This window comes from Streptomyces sp. CA-288835 (assembly GCF_050936385.1).
GTDB lineage: Bacteria > Actinomycetota > Actinomycetes > Streptomycetales > Streptomycetaceae > Streptomyces.
Map to the genome: position 1 here is coordinate 7530056 of NZ_JBNJMW010000001.1, position 18469 is coordinate 7548524.

General features: G+C 69.2%; 14 protein-coding genes. 5 read left to right on the forward strand and 9 right to left on the reverse strand.

The window, feature by feature from the left end; translation table 11 throughout:
- Nucleotides 1-7 precede the first annotated feature (7 nt).
- The 3 genes from ACQEVY_RS34000 to ACQEVY_RS34010 form a co-directional block, all read right to left on the reverse strand.
- Complete coding sequence (locus tag ACQEVY_RS34000) at nt 8-1285, reverse strand: sugar ABC transporter permease (RefSeq protein WP_432953201.1); 1278 nt, start codon at nt 1283-1285, stop codon at nt 8-10.
- Nucleotides 1282-2058 carry an ATP-binding cassette domain-containing protein gene (locus ACQEVY_RS34005; RefSeq protein ID WP_328774327.1) on the reverse strand — a complete coding sequence of 259 codons (777 nt, stop codon included), beginning with the start codon at nt 2056-2058 and terminating at the stop codon, nt 1282-1284. Before ACQEVY_RS34005 ends, ACQEVY_RS34000 begins: the two co-directional genes overlap by 4 nt.
- Nucleotides 2059-2184: 126 nt before the next feature.
- A complete protein-coding gene (locus ACQEVY_RS34010) occupies nt 2185-3288 on the reverse strand; it encodes a sugar ABC transporter substrate-binding protein (RefSeq protein WP_432953202.1) in 1104 nt (367 codons plus the stop codon).
- Nucleotides 3289-3556: 268 nt separating this feature from the next.
- Here ACQEVY_RS34010 and ACQEVY_RS34015 point away from each other — a divergent pair, with 268 nt between their 5' ends.
- Nucleotides 3557-3841 carry an AMP-binding enzyme gene (locus ACQEVY_RS34015; protein WP_432953203.1) on the forward strand — a complete coding sequence of 95 codons (285 nt, stop codon included), beginning with the start codon at nt 3557-3559 and terminating at the stop codon, nt 3839-3841.
- A 222-nt stretch (nt 3842-4063) separates the two neighbouring features.
- On the opposite strand, the gene ACQEVY_RS34020 is transcribed toward ACQEVY_RS34015, so the two are convergent.
- A complete protein-coding gene (locus tag ACQEVY_RS34020) occupies nt 4064-4612 on the reverse strand; it encodes a pyridoxamine 5'-phosphate oxidase family protein (protein ID WP_432953204.1) in 549 nt (182 codons plus the stop codon).
- A 23-nt stretch (nt 4613-4635) separates the two neighbouring features.
- Here ACQEVY_RS34020 and ACQEVY_RS34025 point away from each other — a divergent pair, with 23 nt between their 5' ends.
- A complete protein-coding gene (locus ACQEVY_RS34025; RefSeq protein WP_432953205.1) occupies nt 4636-4854 on the forward strand; it encodes a hypothetical protein in 219 nt (72 codons plus the stop codon).
- Between the two features lie 62 nt (nt 4855-4916).
- Here ACQEVY_RS34025 and ACQEVY_RS34030 read toward each other — a convergent pair whose 3' ends face one another.
- A complete protein-coding gene (locus ACQEVY_RS34030; RefSeq protein ID WP_432955543.1) occupies nt 4917-6272 on the reverse strand; it encodes an FAD-dependent oxidoreductase in 1356 nt (451 codons plus the stop codon).
- A gap of 285 nt (nt 6273-6557) precedes the next feature.
- Between ACQEVY_RS34030 and pgm the strand changes: the two genes are divergently transcribed.
- A complete protein-coding gene (gene pgm, locus ACQEVY_RS34035) occupies nt 6558-8195 on the forward strand; it encodes a phosphoglucomutase (alpha-D-glucose-1,6-bisphosphate-dependent) (protein ID WP_432953206.1) in 1638 nt (545 codons plus the stop codon).
- A gap of 26 nt (nt 8196-8221) precedes the next feature.
- On the opposite strand, the gene ACQEVY_RS34040 is transcribed toward pgm, so the two are convergent.
- From ACQEVY_RS34040 to ACQEVY_RS34055, 4 genes are all read right to left on the reverse strand, one after another.
- Entirely contained in the window at nt 8222-9220 is a 999-nt protein-coding gene (locus tag ACQEVY_RS34040) for a sugar phosphate isomerase/epimerase family protein (RefSeq protein ID WP_432953207.1), read from the reverse strand.
- A gap of 38 nt (nt 9221-9258) precedes the next feature.
- Nucleotides 9259-10455: a Gfo/Idh/MocA family protein gene (locus ACQEVY_RS34045; RefSeq protein ID WP_432953208.1), complete on the reverse strand. Its 1197-nt coding sequence runs from the start codon at nt 10453-10455 to the stop codon at nt 9259-9261.
- Between the two features lie 242 nt (nt 10456-10697).
- Entirely contained in the window at nt 10698-13349 is a 2652-nt protein-coding gene (locus ACQEVY_RS34050) for an FG-GAP-like repeat-containing protein (protein WP_432953209.1), read from the reverse strand.
- A 240-nt stretch (nt 13350-13589) separates the two neighbouring features.
- The gene (locus ACQEVY_RS34055) at nt 13590-15059 is read right to left on the reverse strand and encodes an alginate lyase family protein (RefSeq protein WP_432955545.1); all 1470 of its coding nucleotides are present in this window, start codon (nt 15057-15059) and stop codon (nt 13590-13592) included.
- Nucleotides 15060-15378: 319 nt separating this feature from the next.
- Between ACQEVY_RS34055 and ACQEVY_RS34060 the strand changes: the two genes are divergently transcribed.
- Together ACQEVY_RS34060 and ACQEVY_RS34065 are read left to right on the forward strand one after the other, a co-directional pair.
- Nucleotides 15379-16902: a family 43 glycosylhydrolase gene (locus ACQEVY_RS34060; protein WP_432955547.1), complete on the forward strand. Its 1524-nt coding sequence runs from the start codon at nt 15379-15381 to the stop codon at nt 16900-16902.
- A 118-nt stretch (nt 16903-17020) separates the two neighbouring features.
- A complete protein-coding gene (locus ACQEVY_RS34065; protein WP_432955549.1) occupies nt 17021-18433 on the forward strand; it encodes a family 43 glycosylhydrolase in 1413 nt (470 codons plus the stop codon).
- Nucleotides 18434-18469: the final 36 nt, after the last annotated feature.

The window sequence follows — 18469 nt, forward strand, 5'->3', positions numbered from 1 at the left end:
ACAGACCTCATCGTTGTACGGCCCGGCGACGGGACAGGGCATCCACGCCTGCGGCCACCAGCAGAACCGAACCCGTGACAGCGTACTTGACCCCTGAGCTGTACCCCATCAGGCCCATGCCGTTCTGGATGACCGCGACCACCATGCCGCCGAGCACGGCGTCAACTACCCTGCCCCGCCCGCCGAACAGGCTCGTTCCGCCGATCACGGCGGCGCCGACCGCCAGCAACAGCACGTTGCTGCCACCGGTGTTGGGGTCGACCGAGTTGCCCCGGGACGCGGCGATGATGCCGCCGACCGCGGCCAGGGACGAGCAGATGACGAACGCGGAGATCCGGATGGCAGACACGTTGATGCCGGCCCGGCGGGCCGCCTCGGCGTTGCCGCCCACCGCGTAGATGTGCAGGCCGAACGAGGTGCGCTGGAGCAGGAACGTACCGGCGACGAGCAGGACGGCGATGACCGGCACCACGATCGGTACGCCCTTGAGCGAGTCGACGATGACGTTGCGGCTGCGCTCCTGGTTGAGCAGGTGGACGGCGATCGCACCGAGCACCGCCATGCCGCCGATCCTGAACGCGAGCAGGGTGAGCGGGGCGGTGGCGAGCCCGCGCTGGCGGCGGTTGCGGTTTTTCCGGAGCTGGACCGCCGCGTACGCCCCGACGCTGACGGCGAGCAGGACCCAACCCAGCGCGGGGGAGAGGTTGTTGTTGGCGACGGCCAGGATCGTCTGGTCCCGGATGGAGATGTTGGTGCCTTCCTTCAGCAGCATCAGCACGATGCCCTGGAACCCGAGGAAGGCGGCCAGGGTGACCACGAAGGAGGGGATGCCGATCTTCGCCACCAGCACGCCGAGCAGCAGGCCGATGACGGTGCCGGTGAGGATCGCGGCGCCGGCCGCGCCGTACCAGGGCCAGCCGTGGTCGGTGAGCAGGATGGCCAGGACGGCGGCGCAGACCCCGCTGGCGTACCCCGCGGACAGGTCGATCTCGCCGAGGAGGAGGACGAAGACCAGGCCCATGGCGATGGCGATGCTGCCCGCGCCCTGGGTCAGCAGGTTGGCGAAGTTCAGCTCGGACAGGAAGACCGGGCGCAGGGCGGCGAAGAACACGCACAGCACGATCAGACCGAGTACGGCGGGCAGGGCGCCCAACTCGCCGCCCCGTACCCGCTCTACGTAGTTCCGGGCGACCGAGCGCAGACTCGTGGTCCCGGCCGTTCCGTTCTTCTTCGGCATACCGGGACTGCCCGGCAGCTCGGGCTTCTCGGGGGCGACGGCGGTCATGCGGTGGCTCCGTTGCTGTGGGCGAGGCCGAGGTCCCCGCTGCGTCCTGAGGTGATGAGTTCGACGACCTGGGAGTGCGTCACGTCCGACGTGCTGACCTGGGCGGCCATACGGCCCAAGTAGAGGGCGGCGATCCGGTCGGACACCGCGAAGACGTCGTTCATGTTGTGCGAGATCAGGACCACGGCGAGACCGTTGTCGGCCAGCCGCCGGACCAGTTCGAGGACTTGTGCCGTCTGGGCGACACCCAGCGCGGCGGTCGGCTCGTCCAGCACGACGACCTTGCTGTTCCACAGCACGGCCTTGGCGATGGCGACGGTCTGCCGCTGGCCGCCGGAGAGACTGGAGACCTGCTGGCGGATGGACTTGACGGTACGGACCGACAGCCCTTCGAGGGTCTGGGCGGCCATCTCCTCCATCGTCGCGTCGTCCAGGACGATTCCCCGGCGCTTCTCGCGGCCGAGGAACATGTTCTGCACGATGTCGAGGTTGTCGCAGAGCGCCAGGTCCTGGTACACGATCTCGACGCCCATGGCCGCCGCCTCACGCGGGCTGTGCACCTGGACCTGCTCACCTTCGAACCAGTACTCACCGGCGTCGTACGGGTGGATCCCGCCGATGCACTTGACCAGGGTGGACTTGCCCGCGCCGTTGTCTCCGACGAGGGCGGTCACCTCCCCCGGGTGGACGTCGAAGGACACGTCGTGCAGCACCTGCACGGCGCCGAAGCTCTTGTCGATCCCGCGCAGTCGGAGGATCGGGGTCGCTTTCATGGAAGACGCTGTCATGGAAGACGGCTCCTTACGGTCGTGAGGGCGCGGGCCCCGGGGGGTGGGAGCCCCGGGGCCCGCGGTCGGGCAGGCCGGACCAGGTGTGACGGTCCGGCCGGCCGGTCAGGGTTACTGGATGCCGGCCTTGGTGCACAGGGCGGCGTACTTGCCCGTGCACAGCTCTGCCTTGGTGACGAAGCCGTCGTCCACGACGTCCTTGACGTTGTCCTTGTAGATGGCCACCGGCGTCTCAAGCACGGACGGGACCTTGCGCTTGCCCTCGGGGTCCTCGACGGTCGCGTTCGTCTCGCCCTTCTCGCCCTTGGCGAGGGAGATGGCGAGCTTGGCCGTGGCGTCGGCCTCCTTCTTGACGGCCTTGTAGACGGTCATGCACTGGTCGCCCGCGAGGATGTTCTGCAGGCCCTGCACGGTGGCGTCCTGGCCGGTGACCGGGACCTCGCCGTTGCGGTTCTGCTTGCGCAGGACGGCGATGGCCGCATTGCCGAGACCGTCGTTGGCGGCGAGCACGCCGCCGATCTTGGGCTCACTGGTGAGCATCTGCTCGAAGATGGTGCCGGCCTGCGCGTTGTCCCAGTCCGGGACGGACTGGTCCGGGCCCTTCACGTAGTCGCCCGACTTGTACATCGGGTCGAGGACGCCGTTGTAGCCCTCGGCGAAGAGGGTGGCGTTGTTGTCCGTCGGGGAGCCGTTGAGCGTGGCGATGATGGGCTTCTTGGCCTTCATGTCGGTCAGGCACTTGCTGAGGCCCTCGCCCTGCAGCTTGCCGACCGCGGTGTTGTCGAAGCTCACGTAGTACTGGGCGGAGCCGCCGAGGGTGAGCCGGTCGTAGTCGATCGTGGCGACGCCCTGTGCCTTGGCCTTGTCCAGAACGGCCTTGCCCGTGCCGCTGTCCAGGTTCACGATCACCAGGACGTTCACGCCGCTGGTGATCATCTGGTCCGCGATGGTCTGGAACTCCTGCTTGTCGCCCTGCGCGTTCTGGATGTCGTACTCGACGCCCGCCGCCTTGAACGCCTCGGAGAGGTACTTGCGGTCCGCGGTCTCCCAGCGGGCCGAGGACTTGCTGTCCGGGAGGATCACGCCGATCTTCGGCTTGGCGTCGGAGCCAGAGCCGGAGCCGGTGTCACTGTCGCTCGACGACGAGCCACCACAGGCGGTGAGCGAGCTGGCCAGCGCCACGGAGGCGGCGGTGAGGAGGAGTCCCTTGCGCATGGGCAGGGTCCTTTCTGGTGTTACGGCCGGACGACCGGACGCACGAGGGTGGTGAGGAGAAAGGCGAGAAGCGAGCTCTCGGCTGAATTGCCGGGTGTCGGGCGATCCGCCCGGCTGAATGTTGTGAGCGGGAACTTATGGCACTCTGGAGCCCGTGCGCCAGAGCGCGGGAGGGGCTATTTGTCATCCGCCATAACAATTAGGTGACGCTGTCGAAACGTGGCGGGTTTGGGGCTGCTGTGCGGCAGGGGTCCGTACTTGGAGTGCAGTGGGATGTGTCGGGGGTTGTCGGTCGTCCTGGCGGTCAGGTGCAAGGGCAACCGCGTCAGCACGTCGATGCTCCTGGGGCGAGCGGGTGACGGCGGTCGTGCAGCTCCACCCTGAACGGAGCGTCACCGACGACGACGTACGCGCCTTCGTGAAGGCCCGCATCGGCAGCGTCAAGGCCCCCAAGCGGGTCGAGGTGTGGCCGGACATCCCCCGGTCGAAGGTCGGCAAGGTCCTCAAGGGGGAGGTCAGATCCCGCTGGCTGCAGGGGAGTTCGCATGGCTGACAAGGTGCGGGTGGCCGGGGTCGGCATGATCCCTCTTGCAGCGGGAGCCCATGCCTCCATCAGCTGCTCAGGCCCGTACGTCGCAGCCAGCCCGTCCACCGTGACCCCCGATCGGGACACCGCGACCAGCGGAGTGTCCTCGTTGGCGCCGGGTACGGCCAAGGCGTCTCGGGCCGGGGGGCCTGTTTGCGTGCAGGCCCGCCCAACCCGCGAAGTGCCGGCCTAGAAGGTGTACCGGGTGTGGCTGAACACCTGGCCGTCGTGGCCGAAGCTGTATGCCGTGCCGGGGGCTACCGCGAACAGGAGGTCGTTGCCCTTGCGGATGCCGTCGCCGAAGCCGTAGAAGACGCCGTCCGGTGAGGTGATGTGGTCGCCGTACTGGGCCTCGAACGCGGCGATGACCTGCTCCTGCCGCGCCGGATCCGTTACCCGCTCCGCCGTGCCCTCGATCACGAGGTCGAGGCCTTTGGAGGAGAGTGCGTTGTGGCCTGTGGTGAGGGCGCAGTGGGCGTTGGCGGCCAGGTTCTTCGCCTTCTGCTCGCCCGGGCCGGTGCTGAAGTGCAGTGCCCCGTCGTGCCAGGCGGCGATCAGCGGCGTGACGTGCAGCCTGCCGTCCGGCCGGACCGTGGTGATCCAGAAGACCTCGGCGGCCCGCAGCCGGCGCTGGGCCTCGGCCCAGTCGGTGGCGGTGACGTTCTCCGCGCCGGGGCGCGGGTTGAGCGCGGAGCTGTAACGGGCGTCGAGCTCGGTCGTGGGCTGCTTCGGAGTCATGCGGAACTCCTTTCCCTCGTCTTGTGACGAAGCCTCGTCTGGTGACGACGCTACGCAGCCCGGCCCGGCGGCGCCCACTCGTCGACGGGCCCACTTCACCGCTCGACCTGGCTGGCTGGCCGATCAGCTGGCTCACGCTGGCCCGCGACGAGAACGAGGACGCCTCGGTCAAGAGCTTCCTGGGCGACAACCAACCCTTGGAGCGCATGCTGGACCGGCTGGTCAGCGAAGAGTCAGGCTGACCGCGTCCGCCCCATGGCGAGACAGCATCACACGAGCTCCCCGCTGCCCTAAGGCACCTCCCTCAGGCCCCCGCTTCCTCCGGTGCCGTCGGCGGCTCGGTGGACGTCGGCAGCGGTGGGCTGAAGAGGACGGCCCGGGCCACGGGTGGGGCGAACAGGGCGGTGACGGGCGCGGAGAGGGTGATTACGGAGCGGAAGGCGTTCCCTACGACGGGGTCGCCGGGGTAGCGCTCCTGGACCCGGCGCAGGTACCAGTCGGCGGCGCGGTCCGCGGGCGTGGTGGTGACCGCGTTGCCGATCGCGCCCGGCATCTTGCGGTCCGCGCCGGCGGAGATGTCCCAGGCCTGCCGGGACGCCGTGAGGATGGCCCGTTGCACGCGCCGCGTCGTGGGCGTTCGGCGTGGGTCGGTCAGCGCGTCGCGCAGGGCGACCGCGCTCATCGCGGCGACGGCCATGCCCTGCCCGTAGATCGGGTTGAAGGTGCACAGGGCGTCGCCGGTGGCGAGGAATCCGGCGGGGTGGCGGCCGGGCAGGTCGTAGCGGCGGCGGATGTTCGCGGTGCGCCGGTAGCCGAACGGCGGTGAGAGCGGTTCGGCCTCGTCCAGCCATCGGTGCAGGAGCGGGTGCGGCAGCCTCTTGGCGTACGTCTCGAACTCGTCGTCGTCCGTGGGTGGTTCGTCGCCGCGCAGCCCCGAGACGATGACCAGATGGCTGCCGTCCTCCAGCGGCAGCGCACCTCCGGCGTGGACCTGCTCGGGGTCGGGGTAGACGTAGTAGCCGCGGGTGTCGCCGTCGAGGACGCCGCTCTTGCCGCGGTAGACGCGGGAGGCGTACGCGAGCCCGGTGTCGATGGTCTCCTCGTGCGGGGCCTCGGCGCCGATCGCCGTCAGCCACTGCGGGGCCTTCGTGCCGCAGCCGGAGGCGTCGACGACCAGGTCGGCCTCGAGGGCGCGCTCCTCCCCGCGGGCGTCGCCGGAGCGGTCCCGCAGCAGTACGCCCCGTACGCGCGCGGCGTCACCGAGGAGCCCGACGACATCGGTCCCCTCGACCGCGCTGATCACCGGGTTGGCGAGAACCCATCGCCGCACCAGTTCCTCGAGCTGCGCGCGGGAACCGGTGTAGATGTGCGTCGACGCGGGCAGCCGCCGCAACCAGTGCCCGGTCTGCCACATCACCATGTCCGACGGCATGCCCACCCGCGGCGCCCCCGCCGCCCGCAGCTCCTCCAGGAAACCCGGCAGCAGCGACTCCAGGGCAACCTGCCCGCCCTCCAGCAGGACATGGGGATGCCGGCCCTGCGGTACGCCCGGCCGCGGATTCGTACCGTCCGGGAACCGGTCGCGCTCGACGACGGTCACCCGCTCGGCGTGCCCGGCCAGGACATGCGCCGCGAGCAGCCCCGCGAGGCTCCCGCCCACGACGACCGCATGCCGCCCGCCCCAGCCGCCGCCCACGCCCCAACGGTCCGTTTCTCCGGCAGAGTTCACCGATCCGCTCCCCTGGTCGCCACGTCGCGAGAAGACACCATTATCCCGCGCCGCAGGGGCAGTTGACCTTGTTTCAGCCGTTGTTTCGGCCGTTCTGCGCGTCCCGGACGCACCCTCCGTATCACTCCCTCACGTCGGTGATCGGGCCGGGCAGGAGAGAATGAGGACCGAATGAGGACCGTACGAAACGGTCGACCCTTGGCGGAGGAGCGGGAAATGCAGAATGCGCGAGCGGGGCAGGTCGCCGGACCCGAGGATCTCATCGATGTGGCCCGTCTGGTCACGGCGTACTACGCGCTGCATCCCGACCCGGCCGAGCCCGGGCAGCGGGTGGCGTTCGGCACCTCGGGACACCGCGGCTCGTCCCTCACGGCGGCGTTCAACGAGGACCACATCGCGGCCACCAGCCAGGCCATCTGCGAGTACCGCGCCGCCCAGGGCACCGACGGCCCCCTCTTCCTCGGCGCCGACACCCACGCCCTGTCCGAGCCCGCGCGGATCACGGCACTGGAGGTGTTCGCCGCCAACGACGTGACCGTCCTCATCGACGAGACCGACGGCTACACACCCACCCCGGCCCTCTCGCACGCCATCCTCACCCACAACCGCAACCGCACCTCCGGCCTCGCCGACGGCGTGGTGGTCACCCCCTCGCACAACCCGCCCGCCGACGGCGGCTTCAAGTACAACCCGCCGAGCGGCGGCCCCGCCGGTTCCGAGGCGACCTCCTGGATCCAGGACCGCGCCAACGAGATCATCACCGGCGGCCTGAAGGACGTACGACGCATCCCCTACACCCGCGCTCTGGCCGCACGCGGCACCAGCCGCTACGACTTCCTCGGCACGTACGTGGCCGACCTGCCGAACGTCCTGGACCTCGACGCGATCCGGACCGCCGGCGTGCGCATCGGCGCCGACCCGCTCGGTGGCGCCTCGGTCGCCTACTGGGGCCGGATCGCCGAACAGCACGGGCTCGACCTGACGGTGGTGAACCCGCTCTCCGACCCCACCTGGCGTTTCATGACGCTGGACTGGGACGGCAAGATCCGTATGGACTGCTCCTCGCCATACGCCATGGCCTCGCTCATCGAGCAGCGCGACCGCTTCGACATCGCCACCGGCAACGACGCCGACGCCGACCGGCACGGCATCGTCACGCCGGACGGGCTGATGAACCCCAACCACTATCTGGCCGTGGCGATCTCGTACCTGTTCTCGCACCGGGAGCAGTGGCCCGCGGGGGCCGGGATCGGCAAGACCCTGGTGTCGTCGAGCATGATCGACCGGGTCGCGGCGGACGTCGGCCGGCAGCTGGTCGAAGTGCCGGTCGGATTCAAGTGGTTCGTGGACGGCCTGTCCGACGGCACGCTCGGCTTCGGCGGCGAGGAGTCGGCGGGCGCGTCCTTCCTGCGCCGCGACGGCTCGGTGTGGACCACCGACAAGGACGGCATCATTCTGGCCCTGCTCGCCTCCGAGATCACGGCGGTCACGGGCAAGTCCCCCTCGCAGCACTACGCCCAGCTCACCGACCGTTTCGGCGCCCCCGCCTACGCGCGCGTCGACGCACCGGCCACCCGCGAGGAGAAGGCCCTGCTGGCGAAGCTGTCCCCGCAACAGGTCACGGCCGACACCCTCGCCGGAGACCCGGTCACTACAGTCCTCACCGAGGCCCCCGGCAACGGCGCCGCCCTCGGCGGCATCAAGGTCGGCACAGCCAACGCCTGGTTCGCGGCCCGCCCTTCGGGCACCGAGGACGTGTACAAGATTTACGGGGAGTCCTTCCTCGGGCCGGATCATCTGCGGCAGGTCCAGGAGGAGGCGAGGTCTGTGGTGCTGGGGGCGCTGGGGAGCTGACAGGGCGGGGGCGGGGTGACGGTGTCCTACACCCCCGCCGCCGCGCCATGCAGATTCTTCGCCGACAGCGCGAGGCCGTCCGTCTGGGAGTACGCCGCGTCCTCGTGTTCGATGTTGACCGCCATGTCGGGATTGATGTCGGCGAGGGCGCGCAGGAAGTCGGTCCAGTACGGGACGTCGTGGCCGAGGCCTACGGCTACGAACTTCCACGCGGGGTTCTCCGGCCAGGCGTTGCACCAGAAGTCGTAGCCCGTGGGGACCTTGTCGGGGGCGGTTGCGGGGACGCGGGTGAACGACGTGTCCAGTACGCCGCGGATGTCGGCGCCGGGGCAGAACGTGGCGTCCTTCGCCGCCGCGTGGAACACCAGCGGGCCCAGCCAATTGATGGAGGCCACGACGTCCATGCCCTGCCACATCAGGTGGGAGGGGTCCATCTCGGCGCCGAGGTTCGTCGCGCCCGTCTCGTCTACCAGCCGTTTCAAGGTCACCGGGGAGAAGACGACGTTGTGCGGGTGCATCTCGATGGCGACCCGGACGTCGTTCTCGCGGGCCAGCGCGTCGATCTCCTTCCAGAACTCGACGGCCACGCCCCACTGGTAGTCCAGTACGTCCATGTAGACGCCGTCCCACGGGTTCACCACCCAGGAGGGGTACTTGGCGTCGGGGTCGGAGCCCGGGGTGCCGGACATGGTGACGACGTGCTTCACCCCGAGAAGGCCCGCGAGGCGGATCGTACGGCGCAGGTCGTCGGCGTGCTTCGGGCCCACCCCGGGGAGCGGGTTGAGCGGGTTGCCGTTGCAGTTCAGACCCGTCAGTTCCATGCCGCGGTCGGCGAATGTCGCCAGGTACTCGGCGCGTGCGGTGGCCGAGGACAGCAGCAGGTCGACCGGGCAGTGCGGGGCGGGGATGAAGCCGCCGGTGTTGACCTCCACCGAGGTCAGGCCGTTCTCCTTGAGGATGTCGAGGGCTTCGGTGACGGTGCGGTCGTGCAGGCAGGCGGTGTAGGCGCCGAGCTTGAGAGCCACGTGTCAAGGTCCTTCTGTAGGTGGGGGTTACGTGCGGGTCAGGCGGCGGGCGGAACCGTGACGGCGGAGCCGCCGCTCCGGGAGGACTCGACGACGGCCTGGATGATCTCCATGGTCCGCAGTGCGTCGGCGAAGGTGGCGCAGGCCGGCAGCGGCTCGGTGACACCCGCGACCTGGTCGAGGAACGCCCGGGCCTGGTACGTGAAGTTGTCGGCATTGCTGGCGCCCACCCCCGGCGCCTCCATCGGGACGCCGCCCGCGAAGTACGGCAGCTGCGGCCCGGCGATGATCTGCCGGGCGCCTCGCGTACGGGCCTCGGGCTGGGCGTCGTCGAAGAGGTACTCGGCGGGCCGGTGCTGGTCGAACGCCGCCCGGCCGCCGAGGCCCAGGACGTCGAAGGCGAGCCCGTTCGGCAATCCGAAAGCGGTGCGCGACATCGAGAACGTACCGACGAGCCCGGACTCGAAGCGGGCCGTGAAGGATGCGGTGTCCTCGTTCTCGACCTCGCCGAACTCGTCGGAGACGGGCGCCGCGTTGTGCCCGACGACCGCGCCCAAGGGCAGGGGCCGCTTGGGGATCTGCGTCGCCAGCGTCGCTCCGGAGACCGAGGTGATGGGCCCGGCTACGTACTCGGCGATGTCGATGACATGTGAACCGACGTCCCCGAGCGCACCCGAGCCGGGGCCGCCCTGGAAACGCCAGGTCAGCGGGCCGTTCGGGTCGGTCGCGTAGTCGCACCAGTACCGGCCGCTGAACAGGGTCAGGTCACTCAGCTCGCCGCGCTGGACGTGCTCGCGGATCGCGGCGATACCGGGGGAGCGGCGGAAGGTGTACCCGACGGCGGTCACGACCTCGGCGCCGCGCTCCAACTCGGCCATGGCGCGGGCGTCTTCGAGCGATCCGGCCAGCGGCTTCTCGCACAGCACATGCTTGCCCGCGGCGACCAGCGCCTCCGCGATCGGGCGGTGCAGGTCATTGCCGACGACGATGCTGACGGCATCGATCGTCGGGTCCTCGACGACGGCCTCCCAGCTCGGCAGCGCCTTCTCGTACCCATAGCGACGGGCGGCGTCCTCGCCCAGTACGACATTGGCGTCCGCGATAGCGGCCAGCCGCACCGGCGGCAGACCGGCACCGAAGACCGTGTTGACGTTGCGGTAACCGGCCGCGTGGCTACGGCCTGCCATGCCGGCTCCGATGACCGCGACGGAGAGGGGCTTGGCGGATGGGGGCATGAAGGTGCCTTTCTGGAAGTGGAAGACGAGGTGATCAGGCGGGCGGATCAGCGGGTGCCCAGCGCGGCGAACTTCCCCGTCTTAAAGCGCTTTAAGTTCTCGGTACTATCAGCCCCGTTCCGAGAGCGTGTCAAGGGCTTGTGCCAGGGGATTACCGACGCGGCAGCAGACGCAGCAGGGTGGGGCCCTCCGTGTGGAGGGCCCCACCCTGGTGATGTGCGGGCGTGGTTGCGGTTTACGGGTTATGGGGTCAGGGCCTGGCCCAGGTACGCGCCCGCGGGAGTGCCCAGGGTGTCTCGGCCGTAGTAGACGCCGTACTTGGTGGCGATGCCGGTGCTGCCCGAGTCCAGTTGGTAGAGGGTGCCGTCGTAGCTGTTCTCGCCCTCGGCGCCGAAGGCCAGGTCGGCGCGGCCGAAGCCGGAGAGGTCTTGCAGGACGACCGAGGAGCCGAACTTGTCGTTGGGCTCGGTCCAGCCGGTGACGCCGGACGTGTCCTGGGAGTACCCGAGTGCGCCGGAGCCGGTCAGGCCGGTCGAGGTGCCCTTCAGGAGCAGGGTCGTGCCCGCGTTGGACTGATTGGCGCCGTCGCGGGTGATGTCCTCGTTCGGGAGGCCGGTGAGGACGTCCGCGTAGCCGTCGAGGTTGTAGTCGCCGGCCGAGACGGACCAGCCCATGGCGTCACCGGACTCGTTGGCACCCGGTACGCCCGTGGTGTCCTGGTGGACGGTGCGCATGCCGGTGGTGGTGAAGCCGGTGGATGTGCCGGGGACCATGGTGACCTGGCCGCCCGAGGCCCCGCCGGACTCCCCGGTGTACGGCTGGCCGATGACGATGTCGTCGTAGCCGTTGCCGTTCATGTCGCCCGCGGCGAGGGAGCGGCCGCCCTTGACGGACAGGACGCTGACCTTGGTCAGGCCGGTGGGCGATCCCTTGAACCAGGTGACGCGGCCGATGCCGGACGTGTCGCGGTAGTTGAGCGCCACGTCCGCGTAACCGTCGCGGTTGAAGTCACCCGTGGCGGCGTCCACGTAGCCGACGGAGCCGGTCGCGGTGGTCAGCGTGCCGTACTGGGTGGCGCCGCCGGTCAGGTGGACGTTCCAGTTGCCGCCCTTGCCGGTGCCCGCCGCGAACACGTCGGCCTTGCCGTCGGCGTTGAAGTCGCCGACCGTGACGGCCGAGCCCAGCTTGGCGCCGGCCGCGGTGACACCCGAAGTGGCGTACGAGGAGCCGGAGTTCAAGCCGGGACCGTACAAGATGGTCACCGAGCCGCGCTCCGCGTTGCCGGAGGTGTCGTCCTCGCCCGGCGCGCCGACGGCCAGGTCGGCGTGGCCGTCGCCGTTGATGTCGCCCCAGGCGGTCGACGCGCCCCAGCTGTCGCCGGACTCGGAGTCGCCGGGGACTCCCGGGCTGGACTGGGTGAGCTTCACCTTGGCGCCGGCGACCGGTCCGTCCGGGCCGCCGGGAACGACGACCACGTTTCCGACGCTGCCCGAGGCCTTCGGTACTCCGGCGACCAGGTCGGTGATGCCGTCGCGGTTGAAGTCGGCGGTCGGGACGGCGGAGTTCTTGCCGGCGCTTGCCGCGTAGCGGCGGATCTCGGCGAGCTTGGGGTAGAGGTTGGCGCCGGGGCAGGCCGTCGCGTTGGTGTCGCGGTGGCCGAAGACGCGGGGCAGCTCGATCGACGTGCCCTTCTCGACGAGGTTGCCGTCCTGGCCCTTGGGGCTGCCGGACGTCAGCGTCACCGTGCCGTTCGGGTCGAGGCCGTACATGCCGAACTTCCAGGCGACGATCCGGGAGATGGCCTCGAGGCCGGCGCGGCTCGGCTTGGCGGTCTCGTAGTTGCCGATGTACGAGATGCCGAGCGTGTTGGTGTTGAAGCCCACGTCGTGGGCGCCGATCACCGGGAGGTCCATGCCGCCGCTGCGGCCCTCGAAGATCTGGCCGCACTTGTCGACGACGAAGTTGTAGCCGAGGTCGAAGTAGTTGCGGGCGAAGTGCTCCTGCTGGATGGTCCGCATCCGGGGGCGGGACTGGCCACAGGAGATCTTGTTGTCGCTGTCCATGCCCGTGTGGTGGATGACGGCCGCTTTGATCTCGGCGCCGTACTCGGGCGTGCCGTTGTAGTCGGTCGAGGCGCCCCACTCGGCCTGGGTGATGACCGGTGGCTTGACGACCGTGGAGGGCCGGGGGGCTGGGATCGTGTCGGTGGGCGACGGGGAGGCCGTCGGGGACTCGGAGTCCGTGGGCGTGGGGGCGTCGCTGGGGGGCGTGGCCGGGTCGCCGGGGGGCTGTGTATCGGTCGGCGTGGCCGGGTCGCCCGGGGTCTGCGTGTCGGTCGGCGTGGGCGCGGCCGTGGTGTCCTCGGCGTACGCGGCGGGTTCGGCGGGCACGTCCGCGGGGCCCTTGGGGTCGGTGCCGGGGTCGAGCAGCTTGACGTCCAGGCCGGCCGGAAGGCCGGTGGTGAGCGTGCCGTCCGCGTTCACGATCCGTACCTCGAGGCCGTCGGCCTCGTCCGTCCACAGGGAGGTCGTGCCGCCGCGCATGCCGGCCCGCTCGGCCTCCGCTCCGTCGGCGGAGAACTCGACGTCATTGACCTTCTGCCACCCGGACCAGTCACCGGTCTCGGTGGCCCGGTAGCGGACCTCGGGCGTGCCCTTCAGCTTCGCGTGCGGGTTGTCCCAGGTCAGCATGACCGCGCTGTAACGGTCCGTGCCCTGCTTGTCCAGGCCCTTGCGCCCCGCCCCCTTGTCCTTCAGCTTCACGGTGTGCACGGCGGGTTTGCGCGCGGCCCGGGCGTCGTCCGGCTTCGCCGCCGGGTCTGCGATGGCGTACGTGACGGCTCCCGCGCCACCCACGAGGACGGCACCGATCGTCAGCCATGCTCTTCGCTTCAAACTCAGCGGTGTGTACGCATGGGTCTTGCGTGGACTCAACTTGCCCCACCCCTAGAAATGCCTCACATGAGAACCACCTGTCACTCAGGTAGCGATGGATCAAGCGCGCTCCATCCGTGAAACATCACTGCTCAGCAGCGAGAAGTGGCGCAGATCACGCCGATGGGGCTCTGCCCGGGCCGTACGGCCCGGGCAGAGCCCCATCGGTGCGGTCCGGCCCTCAGGGGCCCGGATGCCCCGTCACTGGACGTCGCGGTTCGCGCGGGCCCGGCGCCGTAGGAGGAGCAGGCCGCCCGCGACGGCGGTGAGGCCGGTGGCGGCGGTCCAGGCCGGGAGGTCCGAGGAACCGGTGGCGGCCAGGTCGCCGTCCCTGCCGCCCTGAGGGCTGGGGGAGGGGGACGGTGAGGTGGGGGCGGCGCCTGAGTCGGAGCCGGAGTTGGAGCCGGACGCGGGGGAAGGCGAACCCGCCGGGGAGGTTGGGGACTCCGGTTTGGTGGAGCGGTCTCGGGTGAAGGCCAGGGTGCCGAAGCCGAGTTGGTCGTAGCCGCCGCTGTTGGGGCCGTAGTCGCCACCGCCGCCCTCGGGTGCCGACTTGGCCGCGATCTGGGTCAGGTACGACGCGGACAGGCCCCGGCGCTTGGTGTAGTGGTTGGCGATCGTGGCCCAGATGGGGCGGGTATGGGCCGGATCCACGGGGGCCGCCTCGCTCACGGTCTCCGAGCCCGACCAGCCGTTGATCGCACCCTTCGCGCGGGTGTTGGGTGTGAACGGCACGTCCCCGCCCATGCTCCACTTGGCCACGTACTGGGCGGCCTTGAAGAAGCGGTTGTCGTCGTAGCCGTACAGGTCGATGCCCTGGTTCCAGGCCATCTCGCAGAACGTGCCCATCAGGCCTATGCCCAGCAGGGCGTGGCCCTGGTCGCGGCCCGCCTCCACCCACTCGGCGAGGCCGTCATCCTCATGAACGACCGGGATGGCGTTCTTGATGGCGCCCAGGCCCTCGCCGTGCTTGAAGTACTCGACCGCGGTGTCGACCTTGGCCTGGTCGTCGCAGAGGATGCCGACTGCGAGGACGCAGGCCATGTTCGCCAGGTCCCAGTTGGTCCAGTAGTTGGAGACGACGGCGCCGTTGTGGTTCCTGAGGAAGTCCTCGGCGAGCGGCGAGAAGACCTCCAGCATCATCTTCTGGAAGCGGGCCAGGTCGAAGTCGACGCGGTCGCGGACGAGTTCGGCGGCATTGGCGAACTGGTAGCCGTAGAGGCCGGACGCGAGGAAGCGGTCCGCCGAGCCCTCGACGGCGGTCAGTTTCGCGGACCAGGCGTTGAGGATGGCGACGGCGGTGTCCAGGTGCGCTTCCTCGCCGGTGACATGGCCGCGCAGGGCGTTCTGGTACGCCGCGTGGATGTCGTTGTAGAGGATCGTGTAGTTCTGCGGATGGCCCTCGCCCCGGTAGACCGTGGCCTGCGGGTTGGGCCGCCATGTGCTCTGCGAGTGGCGGTTGGCGGTGAGCTTGGCGAAGCCCGCCGTGTACGGGGCCGCGCCCGCCTTCACCTTGGCGGCCATGCGGTCGAGGTCGGCTCGGGTGTGCAGCAGGCCGGGGTGCGCGAACGCCGTGCCTGCCGCTGACGCGGAGGCCGCGGGGACGGCGGCGCCGATGGCTGCCGCGCCCGCGGCCGTCCCGGCGATCTTCAGCAAGCTCCGGCGGTTCATCTCTGCTCTCACGGCTTCGGTCCTCAGGGGGTGGGGTGCGTGCCGATGCGTATGCGTACGGACTGGAGACGCACGAGCCCGCGGGCGATAACAAAAAAGTGGCCCCTCGCATCGAGTGGCCTCTCGCATCCAGTGGCCTCTCGCATCCAAGAGAGCAGCCACACTCCGGGGAGCCGTCACGTCCCGGAAAACTGATCGAAATCAAACCCGTCGCATCCATTGACGCTCCATCCGCCTCACCTCTACCTTCTGGTCGAAGTTACGCACAGTGTTCGCGATCTCGAACGTCTGTGAACGCCTGATGTCGCCATGGTCCGGGATGCCGTTCAACTCCCGCCCCCAGAAGGGACTTACCGTGTTCCGCACACGCCACTGGTTCATCCTCGGGGCGGCGTTGCTGGCCCTGTTGGGGTCGCTCGTCACCGCTCGGCCGGGGACCGCCGCCGAGGGCCGGCCGTACACCAACCCGGTCAAGGCGCAGAAGGGCGCCGACCCGTGGCTGGAGTACTACAACGGCAACTACTACCTGGTGACGACCTCGTTCACCGGTGAGCTGACCATGCGTAAGTCACCGACGCTCGCCGGGTTGAACACCGCGCCCAGTGTGCAGGTCTGGTCGGACAACACCAGCAGCCGCAACTGGAACATGTGGGCGCCGGAGATCCACTTCTTCAACGGCAAGTGGTACCTGTACTACTCCGCCGGGCCACGCGACTCCGCCTGCTGCGACGACCAGCGCACCCATGTGCTGGAGAGCTCCGGCTCCGACCCGATGGGGCCGTACACCCACAAGAACACCTTCACCGGCTCCAACCTGGACCCCAACGGCTGGCTCATCGACGCCAGCGTGCTCAAGCACAACAACAAGCTGTACCTCGTGGGCAGCGGTTCGGCCGGCGGCAGCAAGCAGAGCCTCGTCATCGCGCCGCTCAGCAACCCGTACACCCTCGCCAGCAACAACTTCACGGTGATCTCCAGCCCGACGCTGAGCTGGGAGACACAAGGCGGCACGGTCAACGAGGGCCCCGAGCCGCTCTACCGCAACGGCCGCACCTTCCTCATCTACTCCGCCAGCGCCTGCTGGGGCCCCGACTACAAGCTCGGCCAGCTTGAACTGACCGGCTCCGACCCGCTCCTCGCCTCCTCCTGGACCAAGAAGCAGACCCCGGTCTTCCAGCGCAGCGACGCGAACAGCGTGTACGGGCCCGGCCACAACGGCTTCTTCACCTCGCCCGACGGCACCGAGAACTGGATCGTCTACCACGCCAACGACGCGGCGGGCGACGGCTGCGACAACGGCCGTACGACCCGTGCTCAGAAGTTCACCTGGAACGCCGACGGCACCCCGAACTTCGGCACCCCGGCCCGCCTCGGTACGACGATGGCCGGCCCCTCCGGTGAGACGGCCACGACCCCGAACGCCTACACCATCGTCAACCGCAACAGCGGCAAGTGCCTCGACGTCAACGGCGGCAGCAGCGCCGACGGCGCCAACATCTTCCAGTGGACCTGCAACGGCGGGGCCAACCAGAAGTGGCGCATCGAGGACCGCGCCGACGACACCAGCCGCCTCGTCAACGTCGCCACCGGCAAGGTCGCCGACATCGCCGACTGCAGCACGGCCGACGGCGCCGACGTCCGGCAGTGGTCCTGGCTGAACAACAACTGCCAGAAGTTCCGCATGGTCTACACCGGCGGCGACTACGTGCGGATCGTCAGCGCAGCCACCAACAAGGTCATGGACGTCGCCAACTGCGGCACGGCCAACGGCAACGACGTACGCCAGTGGAGCTGGCTCAACAACAACTGCCAGCAGTGGCGGCTCCAGCCCACCACCGCCTGACCGCGGCTTGACCCACCGCGTGACCTCCGCCTGACCACCGCGTGACCTCCGCCTGACCCTGTCTGATCAGGAGACCCTCATGAGACGCAGAACCTTCCTCGCCGGGGCGGCCACGGCGATGGCCGCCGGGCCGGCCGTACTGGCCGTGGGCGGCACCGCGTACGCCGCCGCCCCCGCCTCGCCCGCCGTGACCTTCACCAACCCGATCGCCTTGCAGCGCGCCGACCCCCACATCCACAAACACACCGACGGCTACTACTACTTCACGGCCACCGTGCCCGCGTACGACAAGATCGTGATGCGCCGGGCCACCACCCTCCAGGGCCTGTCCACCGCCCCGGAGACCACCATCTGGACCAAGCACTCGACCGGTGAGATGGGCGCCCACATCTGGGCCCCTGAGATCCACTTCATCGGCGGCAAGTGGTACATCTACTTCGCCGCCGGTGCCGCCGACGACATCTGGAAGATCCGGCCGTACGTCCTGGAGAGCAGCTCCGCCAACCCGCTGACCGGGACGTGGACGGAAAAGGGGCGGATCGCCCTGCCGCTGGACACCTTCTCGCTGGACGCCACGACCTTCGTCGTCGGTGGCAGCCGCTATCTGAGCTGGGCTCAGAACGATCCGGCCGTGGGCAGCGGAACCAACCTCTATCTCGCGAAGCTGTCCAACCCGTGGACCATCACCGGCACTCCGGTACGGATCTCCACGCCGACCCACGCCTGGGAGACCGTGGGCCACCGCGTCAACGAGGGCCCGGCCGTCATCCAGCGGAACGGCAAGGTCTTCATGGCCTTCTCCGCCGCCGCCACCGACGCCAACTACTGCCTCGGTCTGCTGACCGCCTCTGCCTCGGCCGATCTGCTCAACCCTGGCTCCTGGACGAAGAGTTCGCAGCCGGTCCTCCGGAGCAACGACGCCACCGGGCAGTACGGGCCCGGCCATAACTGCTTCACCGTCTCCGAGGACGGGAAGTCGGACGTGATCGTCTATCACGACCGCAACTACAAGGACATCAGCGGCGATCCGCTGAACGACCCGAACCGTCGGACTCGTTACCAGAAGCTTTACTGGAATGCGGACGGTACGCCGAACTTCGGCATTCCGGTCGCGGACGGGGTGACTCCGGTGCGGTTCTCCTCGTACAACTTCCCCGACCGGTATATCCGGCACTGGGAGTACCGGGCGAAGCTTGAGCCGAACGTTACGAATCTTGCCGACTCGCAGTTTCGGGTTGTTGCCGGTCTTGCTGGGAGCGGGACCGTGTCCCTGGAGTCGGCTAACTTTCCCGGGTACTTCCTGCGGCACAAGAACTATGAGTTGTGGGTGGAGAAGAACGACGGGTCGACCACTTTCAAGAACGACGCCACCTTCTCGCGGCGCGCGGGCCTCGCCGACACCGCGAGCGGTGTCTCCTTCGAGTCGTACAACTTCCCGGGCCGCTACATCCGGCACTACGAGAACCTGATGTACATCCAGCCGATTAGTACGAGCCTTGACCGGCAGGACGCTACCTACTATGCCGAATAGCTCCGCTGGTTAGGCAGTTCGACGGCTGCGGGTTCG